This window comes from Haloquadratum walsbyi J07HQW2, assembly GCF_000415985.1.
GTDB lineage: Archaea > Halobacteriota > Halobacteria > Halobacteriales > Haloferacaceae > Haloquadratum > Haloquadratum walsbyi_B.
In genome coordinates, this window is record NZ_KE356561.1 from 2,973,193 (window position 1) to 2,994,601 (window position 21,409).

General features: G+C 47.2%; 11 protein-coding genes and 3 pseudogenes. 8 read left to right on the forward strand and 6 right to left on the reverse strand.

Annotated features, from left to right (window positions below; translation table 11 throughout):
• Positions 1-64 precede the first annotated feature (64 nt).
• A pseudogene (locus J07HQW2_RS14000) lies at positions 65-1,437 on the forward strand (transposase); the annotation flags it as partial.
• A 193-nt stretch (positions 1,438-1,630) separates the two neighbouring features.
• Here the strand turns inward: J07HQW2_RS14000 and J07HQW2_RS14005 are convergent.
• Positions 1,631-2,032, reverse strand: a pseudogene (locus J07HQW2_RS14005) (helix-turn-helix domain-containing protein); the annotation flags it as partial.
• 275 nt (positions 2,033-2,307) lie between these two features.
• Here J07HQW2_RS14005 and J07HQW2_RS14010 point away from each other — a divergent pair.
• Positions 2,308-2,592 (forward strand): translation initiation factor eIF-1A, encoded by a 285-nt coding sequence (locus J07HQW2_RS14010; protein WP_021056239.1) that lies wholly within the window; start codon positions 2,308-2,310, stop codon positions 2,590-2,592.
• A 143-nt stretch (positions 2,593-2,735) separates the two neighbouring features.
• On the opposite strand, the gene J07HQW2_RS14015 is transcribed toward J07HQW2_RS14010, so the two are convergent.
• Complete coding sequence (locus J07HQW2_RS14015; protein ID WP_048075314.1) at positions 2,736-4,106, reverse strand: glycosyltransferase; 1,371 nt, start codon at positions 4,104-4,106, stop codon at positions 2,736-2,738.
• 355 nt (positions 4,107-4,461) lie between these two features.
• Here J07HQW2_RS14015 and J07HQW2_RS14020 point away from each other — a divergent pair, with 355 nt between their 5' ends.
• Both J07HQW2_RS14020 and J07HQW2_RS14025 read left to right on the forward strand, forming a co-directional pair.
• Positions 4,462-6,474: an aldo/keto reductase gene (locus J07HQW2_RS14020; protein ID WP_021056241.1), complete on the forward strand. Its 2,013-nt coding sequence runs from the start codon at positions 4,462-4,464 to the stop codon at positions 6,472-6,474.
• Positions 6,471-7,358: a CDP-alcohol phosphatidyltransferase family protein gene (locus J07HQW2_RS14025; RefSeq protein ID WP_021056242.1), complete on the forward strand. Its 888-nt coding sequence runs from the start codon at positions 6,471-6,473 to the stop codon at positions 7,356-7,358. Before J07HQW2_RS14020 ends, J07HQW2_RS14025 begins: the two co-directional genes overlap by 4 nt.
• 228 nt (positions 7,359-7,586) lie before the next feature.
• Here J07HQW2_RS14025 and J07HQW2_RS14030 read toward each other — a convergent pair whose 3' ends face one another.
• From J07HQW2_RS14030 to glpK, 3 genes are all read right to left on the reverse strand, one after another.
• Positions 7,587-8,756 carry a Cdc6/Cdc18 family protein gene (locus J07HQW2_RS14030; RefSeq protein ID WP_021056243.1) on the reverse strand — a complete coding sequence of 390 codons (1,170 nt, stop codon included), beginning with the start codon at positions 8,754-8,756 and terminating at the stop codon, positions 7,587-7,589.
• Between the two features lie 69 nt (positions 8,757-8,825).
• On the reverse strand, positions 8,826-9,920 hold the full coding sequence (locus tag J07HQW2_RS14035) for a DUF7973 family transport facilitator (RefSeq protein WP_021056244.1): 1,095 nt from the start codon (positions 9,918-9,920) through the stop codon (positions 8,826-8,828).
• 5 nt (positions 9,921-9,925) lie between these two features.
• Positions 9,926-11,458 (reverse strand): glycerol kinase GlpK, encoded by a 1,533-nt coding sequence (glpK, locus tag J07HQW2_RS14040; protein ID WP_021056245.1) that lies wholly within the window; start codon positions 11,456-11,458, stop codon positions 9,926-9,928.
• Between the two features lie 532 nt (positions 11,459-11,990).
• Between glpK and J07HQW2_RS19640 the strand changes: the two are divergent.
• Together J07HQW2_RS19640 and J07HQW2_RS18945 are read left to right on the forward strand one after the other, a co-directional pair.
• Positions 11,991-13,045: pseudogene (locus tag J07HQW2_RS19640) on the forward strand (RNA-guided endonuclease TnpB family protein).
• A gap of 73 nt (positions 13,046-13,118) precedes the next feature.
• Positions 13,119-13,277: a hypothetical protein gene (locus J07HQW2_RS18945; protein ID WP_303704171.1), complete on the forward strand. Its 159-nt coding sequence runs from the start codon at positions 13,119-13,121 to the stop codon at positions 13,275-13,277.
• Positions 13,278-13,498: 221 nt separating this feature from the next.
• Here the strand turns inward: J07HQW2_RS18945 and phoU are convergent, their stop codons facing one another.
• Positions 13,499-14,194 (reverse strand): phosphate signaling complex protein PhoU, encoded by a 696-nt coding sequence (gene phoU, locus J07HQW2_RS14050; protein WP_021056248.1) that lies wholly within the window; start codon positions 14,192-14,194, stop codon positions 13,499-13,501.
• A 511-nt stretch (positions 14,195-14,705) separates the two neighbouring features.
• On the opposite strand from phoU, the gene J07HQW2_RS14055 reads away from it, so the two are divergent.
• Together J07HQW2_RS14055 and J07HQW2_RS14060 are read left to right on the forward strand one after the other, a co-directional pair.
• The gene (locus tag J07HQW2_RS14055) at positions 14,706-15,533 is read left to right on the forward strand and encodes a DUF7260 family protein (protein ID WP_303704172.1); all 828 of its coding nucleotides are present in this window, start codon (positions 14,706-14,708) and stop codon (positions 15,531-15,533) included.
• 264 nt (positions 15,534-15,797) lie between these two features.
• A complete protein-coding gene (locus tag J07HQW2_RS14060) occupies positions 15,798-21,227 on the forward strand; it encodes a PAS domain S-box protein (protein WP_021056250.1) in 5,430 nt (1,809 codons plus the stop codon).
• Positions 21,228-21,409: the final 182 nt, after the last annotated feature.

The window sequence follows — 21,409 nt, forward strand, 5'->3', positions numbered from 1 at the left end:
GACTCTCCCATACTATCCAATCCATACCATACGGTTATAAACAAATACTTCGTCGCCTCTGATAATGACCCGAGCCAACCAATTCACCGTTCGCCCACGCTCCGTCACAGAGCGTGAGGTGTTTGTTCAGTGGTTGGACGCTTCTGGGACTGTGACTGGGAGTCTCTGGAACGAGACAAACTACGCTCGACGCCACATCAACACTTCCTTGAAAATAAAAACGTCTGGGACGCCGACACAGGTAGTCTCGAAGGCAACTCCAAAGCCGTTCTCAGCAGTAGAGTAGTGTCGCCCAGCAAATCATTCGCAAGAACTCGAAAGCGTGGCGGTCTTTTTTCGCCAGTAATACAAAGTATCACGCTGGAAAACTCCAAGACAAACCATCACCGCCGGGATACTGGACTGGGGCACCGAAGACGACGGACGAATGCAGTGCTTCGCACGTATGTCCGTACCGACCAGTACACCATTGAGTACGGGAATCGATCCCGTCTTGAAGTTCCGATTGGACCCGAACTCAAAAACGAACTCGGGTTGAATCGGAATCAGCGCCTTCGTGTTGACATATCGGGATACCCGAAGTGGCGCGGCGAGCAGAGCCAGCGCGAGATTGGACACGACAAAACCGCAGACATGTTCAGGGCTTTCCAACCAGTCACCAGTCACCAGTCACCATCGCCGATTCTCGACTGGACTCACCGCTGGCACTGGCTTCTGAAGAAGCCGCTCTGGACGGTGGTGCGAACAACCTCATCGCTTGCACCATCTCAACCGGCACTCAATACCTCTACTCTCCGAAGGACGCACCCTGTTCGAGAAATTCCGTGAAACCACCGAACGCACCGCATACTACCAGTCACTCTTCGAAAACCAGCGCGAGTCCAGCGAGCGCATCGACTGCTTGTACCGCAAACGCACTATCCGACGCAATCACGCCCAAGACTGCCTTGTTCGTGACCTCGTGGAACGACTCTACGACACGACGAGGGAGTTGCGACAATATACGGTGGTGACATCAAGTCTGTTCTCTCGACGCACTGGTCGCCCGTTGTGACCGAGAAAACACACGACTTCTGGGCGTTTCGTCGGTTCATCGACCGTCTCGAAGACGTATACGAAGAATACGGTATCACGGTCGAGAAAGAACCCGAAGCGTGGACGAGTCAAATGTGTCCCGACTGTGACTGTGACACACACGAAGAGACGATTCGTCACGAGGACTCGCTGGCGTTGGGTGCCCGTGCGGGTTTGAGGTGAGGGACATGCTGACTTGGGAGCGTCAGAGTCGTTCCTGAGACAGCAGAACACCACGGTTGGGTCGATGGCACGGTCCATGCCGTGTACCTCAACTGGGACAAACATAATTGGCGGGAAAACCATAGCCCGCCCTCGCTTATAGAGACAACGACCAACGAGGAATACACAACCCAGAATAGAGTCACGCTTCGAGCGGGAACGGGAATGTCGCTCTCGGAGTATCTCGGACCGACTGAGACTCCAACGAGAGGAATCCCACGAGTTCAGTCGTGGGTGGATGTCAATGCTCAGCGGTAACTTCTGTTTCGGCGTTTGGATCAGAGCCAGACTCAGATCCCTGATTCGGATCGGAATCGAATTCAGAGCCAGGTCCAGAATCCGGGGTCGATTGACTGCTCTTTGCTTCTGCATACTTTTCTTCAAATTCACGAATCAATTGCCCCATCTGCGCATACCAGTCATTCAGCAACCGCTGCATTCCATTTGCGATTTCATCTGGGCTAGTTGCTGAATAAACGTGATAATATCCACCTTGGTCATAATTGATCTGTTCTTTTTTAATGAAACCAGCTTGGAGAAGTCGCTGGATTGACCGATAGGCAGTAGACCGCTCTCGGTTTACGATTTCAGCAATTTCATCCACAGTTAATGGCTCTTCAGCTTGAGTCAATATCCGAAAGCACTGCTTATCGAGCCGTTTGAGTCCGTGAAAACACTCCAACAGACTCTCACATTGCATATCCTGACGAAGTTGTTCCGACATCGGAGCGGGCATTCGTTATTTTTAATGTATCATTTGTGCTAATAAAAGACTTGTGCGAATGGCGCACAAACCGACCGTTATCGGGCAGTATCAGTCGCTTAGGCGTTATTTGTGGCAACGACACAACTGTGTAATTACGACTATGTATGCTATACTCTATTCCAAGATCAATCAGACAAACCCAACTGACTCGGAGAATTCGCTTGCGATAAATACATAAACAACTTGAGAAATGATAGTTATCATCACAGCGGACGACTTTTCCCCATGCCTATCAAAAATATATTATGAGTGAAGAATCAGGGCGTCGAAATCTCCGGATGCCGAGCGATGATGAGATGTTTGCGGTTGTCGTCGAACACAATGGCGGTAATCATGTCCGTGTTCGTTGTCAAGACGGCGAAAACCGTATGGGTCGGATCCCTGGACGAATGAAATACCGAACATGGATCAATGAGGGTGATGTCGTCCTTGTTGAACCATGGGCATGGCAGGATGAAAAAGCAAATATTGAATGGCGTTACTCAGAACAGGATGCTGAACAGCTCCGGACTGAAGGTCATATCAACTAAGTCGAATTATCTGTGAATTGGATTAAATTGTCATGTGACATGATACAATAATATCAGATTAAACCTGAATCACGTATTTACCACTAACCGTATTACTTAATTACATCAAGTTCACTTATCTGAGAAAATAAATAGTGCACCAGTCACCGTGATATCATCTGCTCAACATGAGAGACGATGCTTTCATCAAATCGGTCGCGATTAAACCGGTCTCGTGGCAGCTGCGGACGCTCATCCGTCGTAATTGCTGTATCAATTTTATATACAGCATCTTCAAATGATTCAAATAACCGATTACTCTGTCCATCAAGCACATCGACTTGACCCCCACTAGCTGGGGCAAATGCAACCATTCCTGCAGCGACGTACTCAGCAACAGAGAGACCAAAGTGCTCTCGTGGCTTCAGATTTAGTCCGTATTTATGTGTGCAAAGAAGTGTCTCTAATCGGCTTCGTGGAACATCTTCTTCAACGCTCACATACGATCGATTCGCTGCTTCCGTGGTAATCGTCCTTGCATAATCACGATATGCATCAGGTGCAGTACCAACAATATGAAGATGTAAATCACGTCCATGAGCTCGGATCGCATCAACGATTGAAATCGCGTCTAACGGGCGTTTGTCCGGTGCTAATCGACCAACAACAACGACGCCATTCTCCCGTTCACCCCAAGAAGAGTCATTGTATATCGGATCCACCGGTGGATGACAAACGACTGGGTTTATATTGTACCTGTTTGTAACGACGGAAGCCGTCCAGGTTGAATTTGTAAGAAAGGTCGTCGAAGCAGACTCTGTGGAATCCGAGACAGTTGCCTTATCATCAGGGGCAGCCAGTCGTGTCCATATCTGATTTAGATAGCCAGTATTACCAGCGTCGTCACTGTTGGGATTATCATATTCTATATCCTCGACGCAGTTATCCCGAATAACGTCTCCTTGTTCTCTCGTCTCGGTAAGTTGCGTTTGAGTCGTGTTCGCGATCTGATCTGCATTCTTTACTCTCAGCCCTGGAGATTCAGAGTGAGTGGATGATGATGCGATATCAACATGCTGTTGAGATTGTGAGTCAGACTCTGTTTGAATATAATCATCAACTACGGTTTTCGCATCCATGTTGGCACGAAATTGCGGATAGTGAATATACTGCACAGAGGGAAGTGGTAATGAAAATTCGTTTGCTGTGCTTACTGCAACATCATACTGATCTGCAATCTGAAGAAAAAACTGTCTCAGTACGGCACTTCTGAACGGTAGTTGTGACCCAACAACTGGGGCAGCCCCTGCAAGTGCGCGAGCAAACAGTGTCCCTCCTGGCGGCGTCACAATATCCAACGCATCAGTGTCAAGATCAATATCGAATCGATCTGCAAGCGTTGCTGGACTCGTTACGGAGCATGTGATCAACGAAACCGCATGAGATTCCTGTAACGCATCACAAACTGCTAGACAAACTGCATCTGCGCCGCCATGAAAGTCAAGCGTATTGTGGAGGACGGCAATCTCCGCCATACTCATATTTTATCCAGGATATGTATATCACTTGGTGATGCCGGATAAAAATGCATATCGCTATTTGAAGATTCACTCTCTCAATTATGTTTTTATGTAATGATCAGATTGATACAAGAGTATAATCACAGCTCATATAATAGATAACAGATGCTTCAATTGTATTCATGAGATCAAGAAAGATATCCTATCAAAAGCACTCTCAGGCGGCTCATACTACACAAAACATCACTATATCAGCGATTATTGATAACACAGTTCTTCACATTTATGAAGATATGTCATAAATACATCTACAATTAAGAACAAATAACGTCCGCGCTCCTTTTTACCACCTCCGTCTAAATTATATTAAATGCAGTGTGCGTTTATCGGTGCTGGTGCCGTCGTTGAGCACTATCTCGATACCCTTGATTCGACTTCTCTCGAGCTAACAGCAGTCTGTGATCACGACAGTGCCCGCGCAAGACACCTTGCAGAAGTAACTGATACGACCGCATACACTGATGTTGAATCATTGTTGGCAGCCGAGTCAGCGCCGCTTATTGTGAATCTCACAAGTCATCAAGCACACGCAAGTATCACGCGTCAATGTCTGAACGCTAATCGACATGTATTTACTGAGAAACCACTCGCACTAGACGCTGACACTGCAGCAGCCCTTGTCGATTTAGCTAAACAACGCGGAGTTGGGCTTGATTGTGCCCCCGTCAATCATCACGGTCGTGCACAACGACATGTTGAATCACTCCTTTCTGATGATCAATTGAATCCAATCCGCGTTGTGTACGCTCATGCCCACGTAGGTCGTGTTACAGAATGGCATGATGATCCAGGATCGTTTCTCGCCGTCGGTCCATTATATGACGGTGCTGTATATCCACTCACATTGCTTACCGCGTGGTTTGGTCCTATTGAGTCAGTTCGAGTTGCGGACACGGTCGATATCTATCCGTCACACGCCGAATCGGCACCTGAACGCCCTGCTCATATTGAGGCAACGTTGACACTTGCTGCTGGTCCAGTCATTAGACTCACAGCAAGTTTCTACACCCCACATCGGAGCCGTGAATTTAATTCGCTTGAATTGCACGGCGATGGTGGTTCAGTGTATCTCAGCGATTCCGGTGCACTGACAGCCACTCCACAAAGCGTCAGCGTCGGTGGTCACGGTCGATCATATGTTGCCTCACCACCGGTCACATCATCACAGAATCATTCACATATTGCCGGACCAGCACGTTTTGCACAGGCAATCAAGCACGGAAATCGACCAGTGACAGGTGGTCAGCGTGGGGCACATATTGTTCGCGTTTGTAACGCAATCGAATACGCCGCTGCGAATGATGTATCTGTATCACTTTCCGTGCCAGAAACGAGACTTACCGACTCCGAGCATGATCATATCCGATCGTCACGAACACTTCAACAGGACACATACAGACCACATACTGGATCAAAACCCGCTAAACTAACCCCACAGCGACATCATAGTCACCGACTACCATCGGTTGGCTTTGGGTGCTCACGATACCGTGATGGAAATTATATCAACCGTATCGATTCTATTGCAACAGCACTTGATGCGGGTTATCGGTTATTTGATATGGCAGAACTGTACGGTAATGAGCATCGCATTGGATCACTACTCGAGACGCCAGGGACACCCTCTCGTGAGCAACTCGTATTAATGAGTAAGGTCTGGAATACAAACCATGCACATATCGCAGAGGCTTGTGAAGGAACACTTTCAGAACTTGGTATTGACACGCTTGATTCATATCTTCTTCACTGGCCGGATGCTTGGGAGTATCAGGGACCGATATCAAAGCTCGCAACTCTACCACCAGAACAGCAAGAGCAAATAACGTTCCCGACTGACGCATCTGGTGACCGCGCTCATGCTGATGTCTCAATTAAATCTGCATGGCAGCGGCTTGAAAAAGTCTGCAGCCGTGGACTCACACGCACAATTGGCATTTGTAATGTCTCCGCCGCACAGCTTCAGGAGATTCTTGATATTGCATCGATTCCCCCAGCAATTGTCCAAATTGAATCCCATCCTTATCGACCGCAAGCTGAACTTATTAACAAATGCCATGACCATGGTATTCGGGTGATTGCTCACTCACCGCTATCCGCTCCCGGACTGCTCGCAGAACCGGTATTAGAAACTATTGGAGATGCGCATGATGTCTCACCGGCGGCTATTGCAATATCATATCATGTCGATAGGGGTGTTATTCCGATTCCTGCAAGCACAACACCAGAACATATTACAGCAAATCTCGCAGCGGCGAATGTCCAACTCACCGATGAGGACCGAAATATGCTTCAGACACTTGCAGACACAGAGTTTGAGCGATGAGAGATACGAATTTCCCTATCACTACGTCGGTTCTTTATTTAAGAAAGCCACGGGTTACCGCAACTGCTGTCGTAATTATCTCTGTTGGCGTCACGGCATGTTTTGTTGCTAGTGAACTGCAAGTCAATCAGGTTCCAGACTCATTCGCAGCTGTATCATTAAGCTTAGATTTCGTTCGATGGATACTGCTTGCTGGAATCGTAGCTATAACTGAGCTATGGTACTGTTATCGGCATCTTGAGTCGAACCATCCGCCTACCAGTACCGGCGATAATACTCGCAACCCAGAGGCTACACATACAACAAATACTGAACATAATAACGGTGATAAGACGAGTGAAATCGAATCATATGAATTCCTTGGTCTGCCTAACGCGGTGACGGTCGCTCGGGGGGCACTTTTTGCTACATTAGCTGGGTTTGCTGGAGTTACACCTGCATACAGTATCGCGTGGCTTCCATCACTTCTGTACGGTGCAGGCAGTGCACTTGATTTTGTTGATGGATCACTTGCACGCACGGCAGACAGGCAGACGGTTCTTGGCGCGAAACTTGACCTTGCATTCGATTCACTTGGATTTTTAATTGCGCCGGTTGTCGCCATTCTCTGGGGGCAACTCCCCGGATGGTATTTATTACTACCAGTGACGCAGTATTTGTTTAAACTTGGTCAGAGCCATCGCCATCGTCGTGGACTCGATGTCCGACCACTTCCACCGAGTTCGGTCCGGCGGCCACTTGCCGGACTTCAAATGGCGTTCATTACGCTTGCGCTTTCCCCAGTTGTCAGTGCTCATCTCATTGAACTGCTCGCTGTTGCTGTGTTAGCACCCTCACTTATTATATTCATCCGAGATTATCTCGCTATTGCTGATTATATCTAGCTAACGATTAAAATAATCAACGTGTTATAATAAATCTATTTTTTGGGTCACTGAATTGCTTTATTTGAATATATCACCGCACGAACTACTAATATAGTTTTTTACAACGAGGGGTTAGTCTGTATTGATAGAACTTATGACATACGTCGGAAATATATTGTATTCACAATCAGAAATTAGAAGAATGATAAAAAGATTGAACTAGAATAAATAATTGGAATTGCTTAGTTACTCTCGCCTGCGCAAATCGTATAATCGCTGAAACACATATGACGGAAACTGTGGCACAACGCGACTTGGCGGACGTCCCTTTTGTCGTTCGCCTTTTGTCTGGACGCGCTTTATGACGCCTGCTTCAGCCATCTCATAGAGAAATCGCTTGATTGTTGATTTAGATAAATCAAGTGTTGATAGCGCAGTTGTTGCCATATCCACTGACTCACGTTCATCCGGACTGAGATTGACAAGATGTCGAAGCACCTGCTGTCGATTTGCTGGCAGTGAGAGCACAGCAGACAATGAGACGCAGGGTTCAGGTACTGACTCGATTGCTGAGTCGATATCAGACTTACTGAGTCGGTCTTTTCCGGCAGCTGCAGCGCTGTCGACAGCAGAAAACAAAACTGCAAGCCCATTGTGTGCATTTCCATCAGCCCAGCTCGCGACCTGTCTCGCAAGATCATGATTAAGACCTTGTCGCGCAAGCCCCACTGATGCCCGTTTCATCAAAATGTCAACAAGTACCTGTCGCCGGTACCGACTGACACCAATTTCTGCTCCTGTGTATGCTGTCAACTGACTTTGATCAGGCGATTCTCGTCCAACAGCGAGCCAACTGACATTACTCGGAAGGCTCGCTAAGAGGTCAATAAGAGTCAATTCATCAAGACTTCGTGACTCAGCGACATGGTCAATACAAATCGTAGCGCCAGGGGTTCCTTGCACCTGAGTGTGAACCTGATCGCGGAGACTATCTGTTCCAACGCCGTGCTTGGGCACTGACTGATCAATCAGACTGTTCAACACACTTCGATAAAACTCAAACGCGCTGGTCGCAGATCGAGCATCAACATAAACAAACGTTGGTGATGATGGCGTTTGCACGCGGGTACTCGTATGAATGATCTCTCGTGTTTCTGCTGGTAATTGTCTAAGATGAGATAGTAGCGCAGTAATGACAGCAGATTTTCCCGAGCCAACCGGTCCATGCAGATATCCATTCGGTGGAAGTCCGCCATCAAAGACCGGATCAAAATAATCAAGCAGTTGCTCCAATAGTTGTCCCCGACCGACCGGTTCATCAAGATGTGCGGCAGGCGAGAGTGCTTCATAACGCTGAATGAATTGTGGTTGTGCGTCATCATCTCGTCGTCGCCGAATTCTCGCTTTGATATCCATTGTATATTTAAGAAAGTACCACACCGACACAAGCTCAATCCGCAAATAAGAATGAAAGAAGTGGTCTTACTACATTCCGAGCATCGGAACCCAACTTGAACTGTCGAAGATACCAATAATTGCAAGAATTACAACTGTCAGTGTAGCAACGACAATCGCAGCAGCTGGTGGATCAAAGTGTGTATCCGAGTGAGCGTAAAACACACGTTGGACGACCTCTCCGATCAGAGCGCCGTATACTCCGAAGAGACCACCGATAAGCAGTGCAATGATCTTGGTTGTCCCTGTTGGATCGGGGAACACCGCAAGCGCAGCAGTACTCGCCGGTAGTGTCATGTGATGAGTTACCGGAATCTTCTCAACACCTAGATTAAGGAATGTTAAACTAGCCGCTGAGATACCGAAACCAAGGAACGGGCTTCCTGTTTCAAGTGCTATGAATCCACCCAACAATCCCGCAACAAGACCAATCATTCCAACGTTCGCCCACTTGTATTGATGCGGAAGCCACGGTTCAACAGCGAGTCGCTTGTACCCGCCGTCGGTTGCAACCTCTCCACCATCAGTGGCCGTGCGCATCTCTTCGTTCTCGAATGGAGACATATCAAGAAGACTACGATCGTCACCACCAATCAATGGATATCCAAATGCGATTCGGTGGAGCGCTGCTGATACAACAACCATGATTGCGATTGGATCCCACGGGAGTGCGAGTCCAGCCGATATGAGGGTTCCGACGGCACCAATAATACCAAATATCCCTCCAACAGCAAGGACATCTGGTCGCGTGCCAAGTGCATATGCGATATCTTTCGCCGGATGATAATCGCCATCACCCGGATCTGGCATTGCTCCGTCTTTCTTTGCTGCATATGCGGCTGCTGCCGCACCAGCAGCGAATGAAATGTGCGGACCGAAGACCGCACCAAACCCAACAGTCCCTGTCACTGATGCGTTGGTGATAGCAACGCTTGCCCCAGCACCCTCAACACCGACAAGATTCGCTGCTTCTCCCGCGATGACTGCGAATCCAGTGAAACAGAATGCTGGCAGTGCACCAAGTGCCGCACCGAAGGCACCTCCTGCGAATGCTGCAATAAGCAAGAAAATGAGCCCCGGTGTGTCTACCCCGATAATTGGTAATTGAAGGAGTGCTTCGTACATATGCGTTATTCCTCCTGTGCCCAATCAAGGGACCGTTCAACCGCATCATCCCAGCGGTCATACATTTCGTCTGCATCAGCGCTATCCATTTCGGCTTCGAACTCGCGGTCGACTTGCCAGTTATCACGAAGTTGGTCGACGCTATCCCAATAACCAACAGCCAATCCAGCAGCGTATGCGGATCCAAGTGCTGTTGTTTCATCAACGACTGGTCGGGCAATATCAGTCTGGATAATGTCCGACTGAAGTTGGCAGAGGAAATTATTCTTCACTGCACCACCATCGACCCGAAGTGATGTTGTTTCAATTCCTGAGTCTGCTTCCATCGCCTCAGCAACATCTCGGGTCTGATACCCAATTGATTCAAGTGTTGCTCGGACAATATGTTCTTTTTCAGTTCCCCGGGTCATACCAACGAGCGTTCCGCGGGCACGCCCGTCCCAATGTGGGGCACCAAGACCCGTGAACGCAGGTACCATGTAAACACCGTCTGTTGAATCAACTGAACTCGCGAGTTCAGCCGTCTGTGCGGCATTATTAATCAAATCAACGTCCTCAAGGAACTCGATCGCTGCTCCAGTGACGAAAATCGATCCCTCGAGCGCGTACTGAACCGGCTCTCCAGACATCTGGAATCCAATGGTCGTCAAGAGTCCGTGATCGGATTTGACAGCATCAGTTCCTGTATTCATCAGGTAGAATGATCCAGTACCGTACGTGTTCTTGGCATCTCCCTCATCAAAGCACGTCTGTCCAAACATCGCTGCCTGCTGGTCACCAAGTGCGCCAGCAACAGGTACCTCAGCACCAAGGAATCCATCCGGGTCAGTGTATCCATAGTATTCGTCGTCTGAGGATGGACGAACTTCTGGTAACATTGACCGTGGAACCCTGAACTCCTCAAGCAGTTCATCATCCCATTCAAGATCACGAATGTTATACAACATAGTCCGGGATGCATTCGTGACATCTGTAATGTGATTGCCGGTGAGATTTTCAATAAGCCATGAGTCAATCGTTCCCATGAGTAACTCACCATCCTCAGCGCGGTCACGGACATCGCCACCGCGTGATGCCTGCATCTTCAGCGGCTCAGCGTTGTCGAGAATCCACTCGGTCTTTGTCGCCGAGAAGTACGCATCACACTCTAATCCAGTCTTTTCACGGATCATCTCAACCTTACCAGCCTCTTGAATCTCTTCGACGCGATCTGTTGTTCGGCGATCCTGCCAGACAAGTGCATTATTAACCGGTTTACCTGACGCTTCATCCCAAACGACCGTTGTCTCGCGCTGATTCGTTACCCCAAGTGCTTCGAGTTGTTCGGCGTCAAGACCAGCTTCTTCAAGTCCGCGGGTAACAACTTCTTTTGTGTTTTCCCATATCTCGATTGGGTCGTGCTCAACCCATCCTGGATTTGGGTAAATCTGTTCGTGCTTCTCATATGCGTTTGCGACCACCTGTCCGCTGTGGTCGAATACCATAAACCGCGTTCCTGTCGTCCCTTGGTCGATTGAACCAACGTATGTGTCAGCCATAGTAATCTATGATCTCCTTCTGTGAGGCACGGGCAGATTATTTTATTTTCTACCCCGCCTTGCGAGTAAACAATATGGTGAATCATTATAAACTTTACTACCTTATCGATAGTTATCTCCAAAAAAGAGGGATCAATCAAATCACTTCTGAGAGTCTCACATCTATGTTGACCCGGACAAACATCGTAAAATAATACATAAATCTGTACTTTCGTCTTCATTATCACCTTCATGTCAGTAAGATGCTCGATCAACTATGATGAGGTGAACGATTGTTGTGACAGATTTTCAAGCACATTTTGTGATTTAAAATACCGGGAATACATTCTAATTCCTGAGTAGGGAGTCTATTAATAAAACGCATATAACAAAAACAATAGTTTACTGACGACCTCGGAACGCCAGTGAAATAAAGTAGTTGCAAAATGAGCGTGAATATTATCGAATGGCATCGAAACCATACATCGTCATTACAGAATAACAAGGAGAATGCCTGACCGTTTAACCGTCAGGATGAATCCGACACCCATAATTGATCAGACAAACACCAACGATAGCACGGCGGAGAGAGTGGCAACACGGCTCTCGTCTCTACCGTGACACCACACAATTCTGTATCGACGGATGGGAAAACGGCGACTTCGACAAATCCGTGACCGTGACCGCGACCGTGACCACATCCAGGATTGAGAATGCGCTTTACTCGGCTCTTCAGACCCACGCTATCTGAGAAGCGAAATCTGACCACAGCGAAGATGGGGAAGGTGAATACCGAGAGAGCCAGCCGTTCGCAGTCAATAACCAGAATTGGGGAATCGACACTACCGACAACGGAACAGTCGTCGTCGTCGGCTTCCCATGCGTCTCCCAGTGGTGGTATACACCAATTGAACTGTACGACGACATCACTGCTCCTGGAGACCGACTGCTTGAAGACGATGCTGACAAGACTCGTCTCCAGCTCTACCGCCGTGGAGACGACTGGTTCTGCACGGTCAATATCGAGTACGATACCGAAGCATCAGGTGAGACACCTATCGGTGTTGATATTGGCGAACGGCACATCCTCGGTGTGACTGCCTATGATGAAGGTGAGTCGATGCTGGTGTCCGGTGAGGTGGTGAGGCGAAATACGTTCGACGCAAATATCGGTCCTTACGCGATTCGCTTTCGAAAGCGGGTGCACTTCATGCACGCAACCGCGTGGGTAATAAAGAGACCCGTCGGATTCAGGACTTGAACCACACACTCTCTCGTCGTCTTATCACGTTCGCGGAACAGTTCGAGGATCCTGTGATGAAAGTTGAAGACCTCGAAGATATCCGGGAGAATAGCTCATGGTCAGGTGTTCATTCGTGGCAGTTTGTCCAACTCCAACAGTTCATCATGTACAAAGCCGAACGTGCTGGTATTCGTGTCGAGAAAATTGATCCGTTCAATACCAGCCAACAGTGTTCAGCATGTGGTTCGATGGGAACCCGTGATGGAGATCAGTTTTCATGTTCGGAGTGTGGGCGAGAACGCCATTCTGATTTGAATGCTTCAGAGAACATTGCACAACGAGAGGGAGAACCATGCACGGGCTAACGCTTCGGGCGAGTCGAACCGTGTACCTCGCTGGTTGAACAACCAGCCGTTTTTGACGCCCGCTGTATGTGGGGTGGAAGGCTCCTGTGACAGAGCTACACGCGATGGAACGCACGTCCTTGGTCACAACTGGACGGTGACTGTTGAGGGGTCACGCGAAAGCGTATCTGAACCCCAAGCCCGAGGAAACGCGCAACCTGAATATCCACTTCGTGGATTCCCGCGTCTTTAGGCGCGGGAGGATGTCAATGACGGCGGTATTCGGTCTGCAACCGACGGTAGAGCATATTGGAGTTGTCGGCTTCACGTCCGGCAAAGGGCGGGACCCTTGTTTAAAAAAGATAGAATTTCCCTCAGCTACGCTCGTTCGATAGTCGCAGAGCTACTGAATTTATTTCATTATCTTTGAATCATAAGAATTCCAATGATCGACAATGAGATGGGCGACTCAAATTAGTGTATCAATGATGAATCATTGTTTATCATCCATAGTGTACGCGCACTGATATTCACTGCATGGTCAGCAATCCGCTCAATATCTCTAATAGTCAATAACAATCGCGTCACATCATCAAGGATTTGTTCGATATTCCATACATCAGTTTCACCGTCATTCTCTTCTTCTTTGTGCGCGTGCTCAACCAAGCTACGTGTCAACGCTTCACTAGCACGTAAACACAGCGTATCGATGTTGTCATCCTCAGCCACCACGGCTTGACACTTTTCTGCATCATCGTGTTCATACGCACGGAGACTTTCATTTAACATCATTATCGCATCATGCCCGATTGATACCACGGTAATCTCTAAGTCGAATGACCGCCGGGCAGCAAGGCTGTATTCCGCTAAGTTCACTGCCAAATCACCAATTCGTTCTAAATCACTAGCGATCTTAAATGAAGCCGCAATCAAACGCAGATCTCCCGCTAGTGGTTGCTGTAGTGCGAACAGATCAATACAATCTTGTTCAATCTCAAGACATCGATTATTAACTTTATCATCAGCATCAATAACCGTTTGAGCTACCGTCTTATCACCTGTCTTAAGACAATCAAGGACTTTGGTGAGTTGATCGATAACCAACTCAGCCGTGTCTAAGACCGACGTACGGAGTTCTTCAATCGATTCGCGAAATGATTTACGAGTCATATATTTATTTCCCCTATTTGAATACTGTCATTAGCCGAACGTCTCTATAGTATACTTCTTGATGTATTGACTTTCTGTGTTTTCGCTCCAGAGCATTTATTTTAATGTCAGAGTTAGTGGAAACACTGTAGAATTCTAGTCATATTAATTTCGGTTGCGAGAGTCTCAGATGCCGTGGCTGACCTCTCAACATCTGTTAATTTTTCATCATTGATTCTGGGCTATCAAATCCACCAGCCTCATCACCGGAACCGCCCGGCGAGTGATTCGGTTCTTATTTTATTCGATTCTGTAATAGCATTCTAACACTCAATAAATACATATGAATCTCGGCTAACATACATTATCACATAATAAATATCAGAATTGTAGTAAATCAATTTATATTATAAGTATACTCAGCTATTGCTTGCAAGTTCCAATATAATATACTATATATATTTATGAGACGTATATATGTAAATATGGTATAGTTGAGTAGAATTATATTCTGTTATTACACTCTACGTCAATGATTTCAATATTGATGGCGTCACCAACAATCTGTTTTGATCGATCATTCACTGAGGTGTTTGATGACATTATTGAGACACTTCTGAATGAGCGTGCCCGGACAGAGGCAGAGTATGACGCGTTTGTTGCGTTCGGTGAGCGTATATCAAATCAACGATCGGTAAGCTCATCACATCCACAAACAGGTACCCCGGGTGGTGTAATGAAAACACCTCAGGAGTATGCACAATCACAGACGACCACACGTCTGAATCTGATTCGGTCTGCATATGAAGATACGGTCATGAATCTCTCATTCTATACGGACGAATATGGCGATAGTTATATTGAAAGCATTTGTGAGGAGTTTGGCTCTGAGATTGCTACGGCACTCACAACGCCTGAATGCCTTGGACCAACTGTTATGAAGGCACTACATGACCGCATTGAGACTGCCAAATCGGAACGGCAAAGCCATATTGAATCATGTGATCGTGAACGTGATTCAATTGAAACTGCAGCCAATCAGTTAATCCCGATTGATGAAGAGGTATCTGCACTCACGAACGTCAGTTTTGATTCACAATCCTTTGGTGCGCTTGATGCGCATCATAATCGCCTCTCAATTCTCGGTAATCACTGTGAATCAACGGCACAGACACGTCAGGAGACGATTCACCAACAGCGAGAGTTTTACAACGTATCGCAGGCAGAGACAGATGTTACTGCATACTTTTATCGAGAGTACGATATCACATATCCGATACTTGCGATGTGTAGTGATCTCACCGCCCGCATGACACAGTTTCGTGAACGTATTGAAGACGTTATAACCGATGTTGAATAAAATTGAATACACTGAGATGTCAGGTTCCAGCGTCAACGACGGACTATAAACTGCTCTGGGGTCAAATCCTAAGCCACTCGCTTTATGATCTGTAGAACCGCCCTACAATATTTAGAGGTCATTTGCAAACTGCATGTTTACAGGGATTATATGATAAATACCGAACTAATCTCACGACACAATATCAATGATACACCAGCATATAGGTTGCATATCCTGTCGATGAAATGACTTTTATTCTCAGGAATATAGCCTCAAACATTCATGGAACCGAGCTTTCAGTCGTTGCGTCTTGCGACTGTTGCAGATGAACACATTATAACCGCTCTACAGAATTCGATTGATACAACTGGACACCCAATCGAAATAATCCCATTTCCAGTTAACCTACGGGAATACGGTATCAAATCTGGTGGTCATTCAGCCAACACAACCGAGGACAGCCCTAGCGATGACACAAAAGCAACCGTCGACATAGACACAGATGCATCTGCATCTTCATCATCGACAGAAACGTCATTTCAGGTTTCATCTTCAGATCTGAATTCAGATACGTTGGATAGTGATGCAATAACATATAATGATTCAACAACTACGGTTGATTGTTTGCTTATCGAGCGCGGATCACTCTGTACTGCGGATTATGATGCAGTTATTCAACTCCAGCGAGAGCGATATCCTGATCTCCCGATTGTTGCTCTTGCGGATGATTCGTCAACTGAGACGATGACGACAGCTCTTGATGCAGGTGCAACGACATTCTTCCCTCGAGAATTATGCCTCAATCGTCCGGAACTTGTCATCACGCGCATCTTAAACATAACCACTGACACTTCGACTCATATTGCACCACATACAGCTCCTGAGTCATCAAGTGCAGTTGAAATGACGGATACATCAGTTACATCTTCATCACAGACCACTCAGGATTCTGTCTTTGAGGACTCACATTCAATATCAGCCTCTCATGCACGATCTACAGAAATATCAGCTATTGGGTTTCAGCATCTTTGTACGCCCGCTGCCATCATTGACGTAACGACCGGTACTATCGCTACACTCAATCATGCGTTTGCTGAGCTACTTACGCATAATGATGATAGACAGGACACGGCTGGTTCCGAAAATAATTCAATCGACATCTCACAGTGTTCTGGTCGTGCTCTTCAGTCGGTGTGGGACACATCAGCTACTGATGATTTTAATTCGCTCGCGGAGACACTCACGACAGTCGCCGAGTCAAAAACGCAGCAAACTGGCGATCTCGCATTAACTCCGATTAGTGAAGATAATAGCACGCGATGGATTTCTGCGACCCTTTGCCCGATTCAACCCTCTGATCAGTTTATTATACTCACCGGCGAAGAAATAACTGACAGAAGACAGCAATACCCTGAGTCCGGACATGTCGTTGAAATATTCGACCAGCCAACCACCACACACGATCCAGAGACAGGTGCTGTTCGGAAGGTCAATGACGCTTTTGTTGATATACTTGGGTATCACTCTGAAACGAATGATAATGAATCACTCATATCAAAACTCGCGGTATCATCATCAACCACAGAGACTGATGTCAACGGTAATACCAACTTAGACAATATCAGCGGTGATAATTATACCCACACCAAGACACAAGAATCTCACTCTGATATCCAGTCTGCTATCATTCAGGCTGGTAACGAATGGAATCCAAGTTATCATGAATGGCAAGTCGAGACTGCAAACGGAACAACACGATGGCTCTCAACAAACATCTGGCCTGGTAAAGATAATGATGGTCGGTGTGTATATACGGTATCACGAGACATCACCGCCCGAAAACGTCAGGAAATGGAGCTTGATAGAATAAAGCGACGATTCCAATTAGTGACTGAGAATGTTGATGAGATTATCTATGTGGTAGATGCAGACTTTTCAGAGATTAAATATGTAAGTGATGCATATGAAGAGATCTGGGGTCGTAGTATTGAGTCCCTGTATGATGATACGACCGCGTTTATCGATGGAATCGATCCTCGCGATCGCGAAACGTTTCGAGAGGACTTTGAGGAAATGCGTCAAGAAATCCGTGCGGGAAATCCTGCAGATAATTATGAGTTTGAATTTCGTATTCGTCGTCCAGACGGTGACATCAGATGGATTCTGGCGACCGGGTATCCGGTTGTAACTGATGTTGGTCCAGATCGGTATGTTGGTTTTGCCGAGGACATAACTGAACGCCGACAACTCAAAAACTCGTATCAGACGCTATTTGAAAGTATCTCAGACGGACTTGTCTTGCATGAACCACAAAAAGGCGACATTCTTCAGGTCAATCAGCAATTTTGTTCAATGTACGGCTATGATCGAGAGGAACTTGAGGACAAACCATTTGATACTGTCCTTCCGGATGACCCTGAATTTGGCTATGATCAGGCATTAAACCGTATCAAAGAGGTTGATATCGGCGAGTCCAACCTATTTGAGTGGCGCGGACAACGATCAAATGGTGAAATATTCCCCGTTGAAGTCCATCTTAGAGCGATTGAAATCAGAGGATGTCGACGGATTCTTGCAAGCGTCCGTGACATCACTGACCGAAAAGAACGTAAAGAGCAGATTCGTGAGAGTGAGCAGACATACCGTGAAATATTCGATAAAGTAAGTGCAGGAATTAGTATTCATGACCCCGAGACGAAGGATATAGTTGAGGTCAATGATACGATATGTTCAACGCTGGGATACGATCGCGAAACGCTCCTCAATACTGCTGAATGGATAACCTCTGATGATGACTCATACTCGATTAAGCGAGGGGCTGAAATCATTGACCAGGTCATGGATTCTGGAACGTCAAGAAAGTATGAGTGGGTAGTAGAGGATGCTGACGGCAACGAACGTGTGATGCTCATTAAAGGGTCTCCAGCGACAATCGATGGGGAGACCCGCTATCTTGCGACCTCACAGGAGATAACAGGACGTAAACGCCGGGAAACATTGGTTAAGAATCTTCAATGTGCTATCGATGATATTCAAGATGCGGAATCAAAAGCTGCGATCCATGAGATTGTTGTCAAGACAGTTCGTGACGCTCTGAATCTTCCATTGACTACATGCTGGATTCATCCAACTTCTGAACGAGACTCAATAGTAGACAACACGGTTGGTGATGACCTGCCGATTGCTGAGGATATTTTACTATATGCGAGTGGTGATGCCCCTAAATACACTGTCGGTATCGAGAGTGAGGATAATCGTAATTTCACCGCTAAAGAGACAATCAAATCCAACAGCGACACGGCATGTGAAATAGCAGACATATCCGGATTACAGATACTCCACACGGAATCAGATGAATACAGCATATTCAGCGAGGGTGAGACAACAGCATACTCACCACCAAACCACCGCTCAGGCAATCCACTCACCGCCGCTATTGCCATCCCAATCGGGAGTCATGGACTATTGATTGCAGGTGATCATGAACGTGATACATATGAATCATATCTTATCGATGCTGCACAGGTATTAGCTGGACATGCAGCAACCGCACTTGACCGCGTTGAGCGAGCTGCGCAGGTTCATGAGCACGAGCGTCGATTGCAAGCTATCATTGATCGAATTGATGAGGCAATTTTCTTATCGACGCCAAGGAATCTGTTAACTGATGACTCAGAACGTGCAATAATTAGTTCGGGGTATGCTGATATCTGGGGACGAACACTTTCAGAACTGCATGAAGTTCATGAAGAGGGTTTTTTCGAAACACTCCATCCAGATGACCGTACATCACATCGTCGCTGGGAAGAACAAATCGTCGATGAGATGGAAGCTGGTGACTATGCTGATCGATACAGCCGCGAGTATCGTATCATTCGTCCTGATGGGTCAGTTCGCTGGATACACTCAGATTATTATCCAACAGAGTGGGACGATGATAGATTACGTCTTGTCGTCGTCGGTCGTGACATTACCGCCCAACGGCAGCGGCAGAAACGAATCGAGTCGTTCCATGATGCAACAGCAGAGTTGACCACTGCCGACACTGTTGATGATGCCGGTGAGATTGCCGTTGAGGCTGCTGCATCAGTGCTTGATCTGCCTGCAACGGCTGTTTATCATTATAATGATGATACAGGAACACTTGATCCAATTGCCACTGGTCCTGCTACTTCTGTCCCGGCGGCTGATTCTCTACAGTCACTCACAGCCGCTGAATCGCCCGTATGGAAAACATTTGTCGATGAAACTGTCCAGCGTGTCGATCTTGAGACAACCCCATGTCTTGATATAGGCACATTCGAGACGGCTGCAGTCCTTCCTCTCGGGCGTAATGGCGTTCTAGTTGTGTGGCAGTCAGCAGATATCGATCTTGATATTGCAAGTATTCTTGCGGCGACACTTGAAGCAGCACTCAACAGACTTCGGGGTGAACAGCGACTTGAATCACAGCGGGCAGCACTGGATAAACAGACAGAACGAGCCCGCCGACTTGAGTCAATTACTAAACTGACACAGCGAGTTGAGGCGGCAATTACCACACAGTCATCGCGAACAGGTACATATGAGGCAGTGTGTAGCGAACTTGTCGATGTTGACCCGTTCAGTGGTGCTTGGGTCTCGACAGCACCGGTCGGAACCGACCAACTTAGTGTCCAGACGGCAGCGGGGATTGAGACTGACACAGTCGAGCGATACTTACATGTTGAAGAGGAGCTGTCAGACTCTGAAAGTGACAACAGTACTCAAAATAATATAATGACTGAGAATCACCCGACGATTGAAGCATGGCAGACAAACTCAGATGTAGCGGTCAGTGGACTCGTCGAGACCGGTCGACAGCAATCCTGGCGACGGGTCCTCCTTCGACAAGGTATCGGTGCAGTCTGTGCGGTTCCAATCTCATATGAGGGGATAACGTATGGCGTCCTCACAATTGTGGCTACCGGTGCTGATGCCTTCGATGACCGAACAGTCAATATTCTTTCACAACTCGGTACCTCAGCTGGGTATGCGATCACCGCACTTGAACGCCAGCGTGCGCTTGAATCTGATGAAACAATTGAATTAGAGTTTCGTGGACATGAGATGAATCTCCCCTTTGCGCGCGTTGCTACACAAACTGATGGGCGCGTGCGTCACGATCGAACAGTGAGACGCCAAAATGGGTCTGTCAGTGTGTATTATACGATATTCGATGATACTCCATCAACCCTCGTTGAGACCGCGGAGAATACATTCACCGGCAATATAGAGACCGTCACAAAACGAGACAATGCAGTTGTCATCGAGCGACAAGGTTCATCATGGTTTGGATCGCTGGTATCCGAGTGCGGTGGCATTCTTCGACAGTGCCGTGCTGAAGGAGCAGAGACAACACTCATTATTGAACTTCCACAGGAAACGAACACACGAACGATTGTTGAACGCATATTAGAAGCATTCCCCGGACTTGAACTCACAGCACAACGCCAGCATCATGAAACAGGCTCAACACCAGAGGAAATTCGAAGCCAACTTGAACAACGACTCACAGACAGACAACTTGAAGCAATCGAGACTGCCCACACAATGGGATACTTCGACTGGCCTCGTGAGAGCAGTGGTGAAGAAGTCGCCGCGACACTTGGGATCACTCAGCCAACAGTAAATAAGCATATTCGCCTTGGTGAACACGGGATCTTCGAGTTGTTGTTCAAGAATCAGTCATGATTACGACGTTTTAACAATAACGAGGCTAAGTCTCCTTCCTCAAGGAACGAACCGCGAAAGCGGTAAGTGAGTAGGGAGGGGATGGGATACAGCCGTCTACTGATTGTCCCAAAAATACAACTAACAGCAGTCCTTACGTCAAATCAGTGGTCGAAGAAGCGTTCAAATATCGAGCAGTGCCA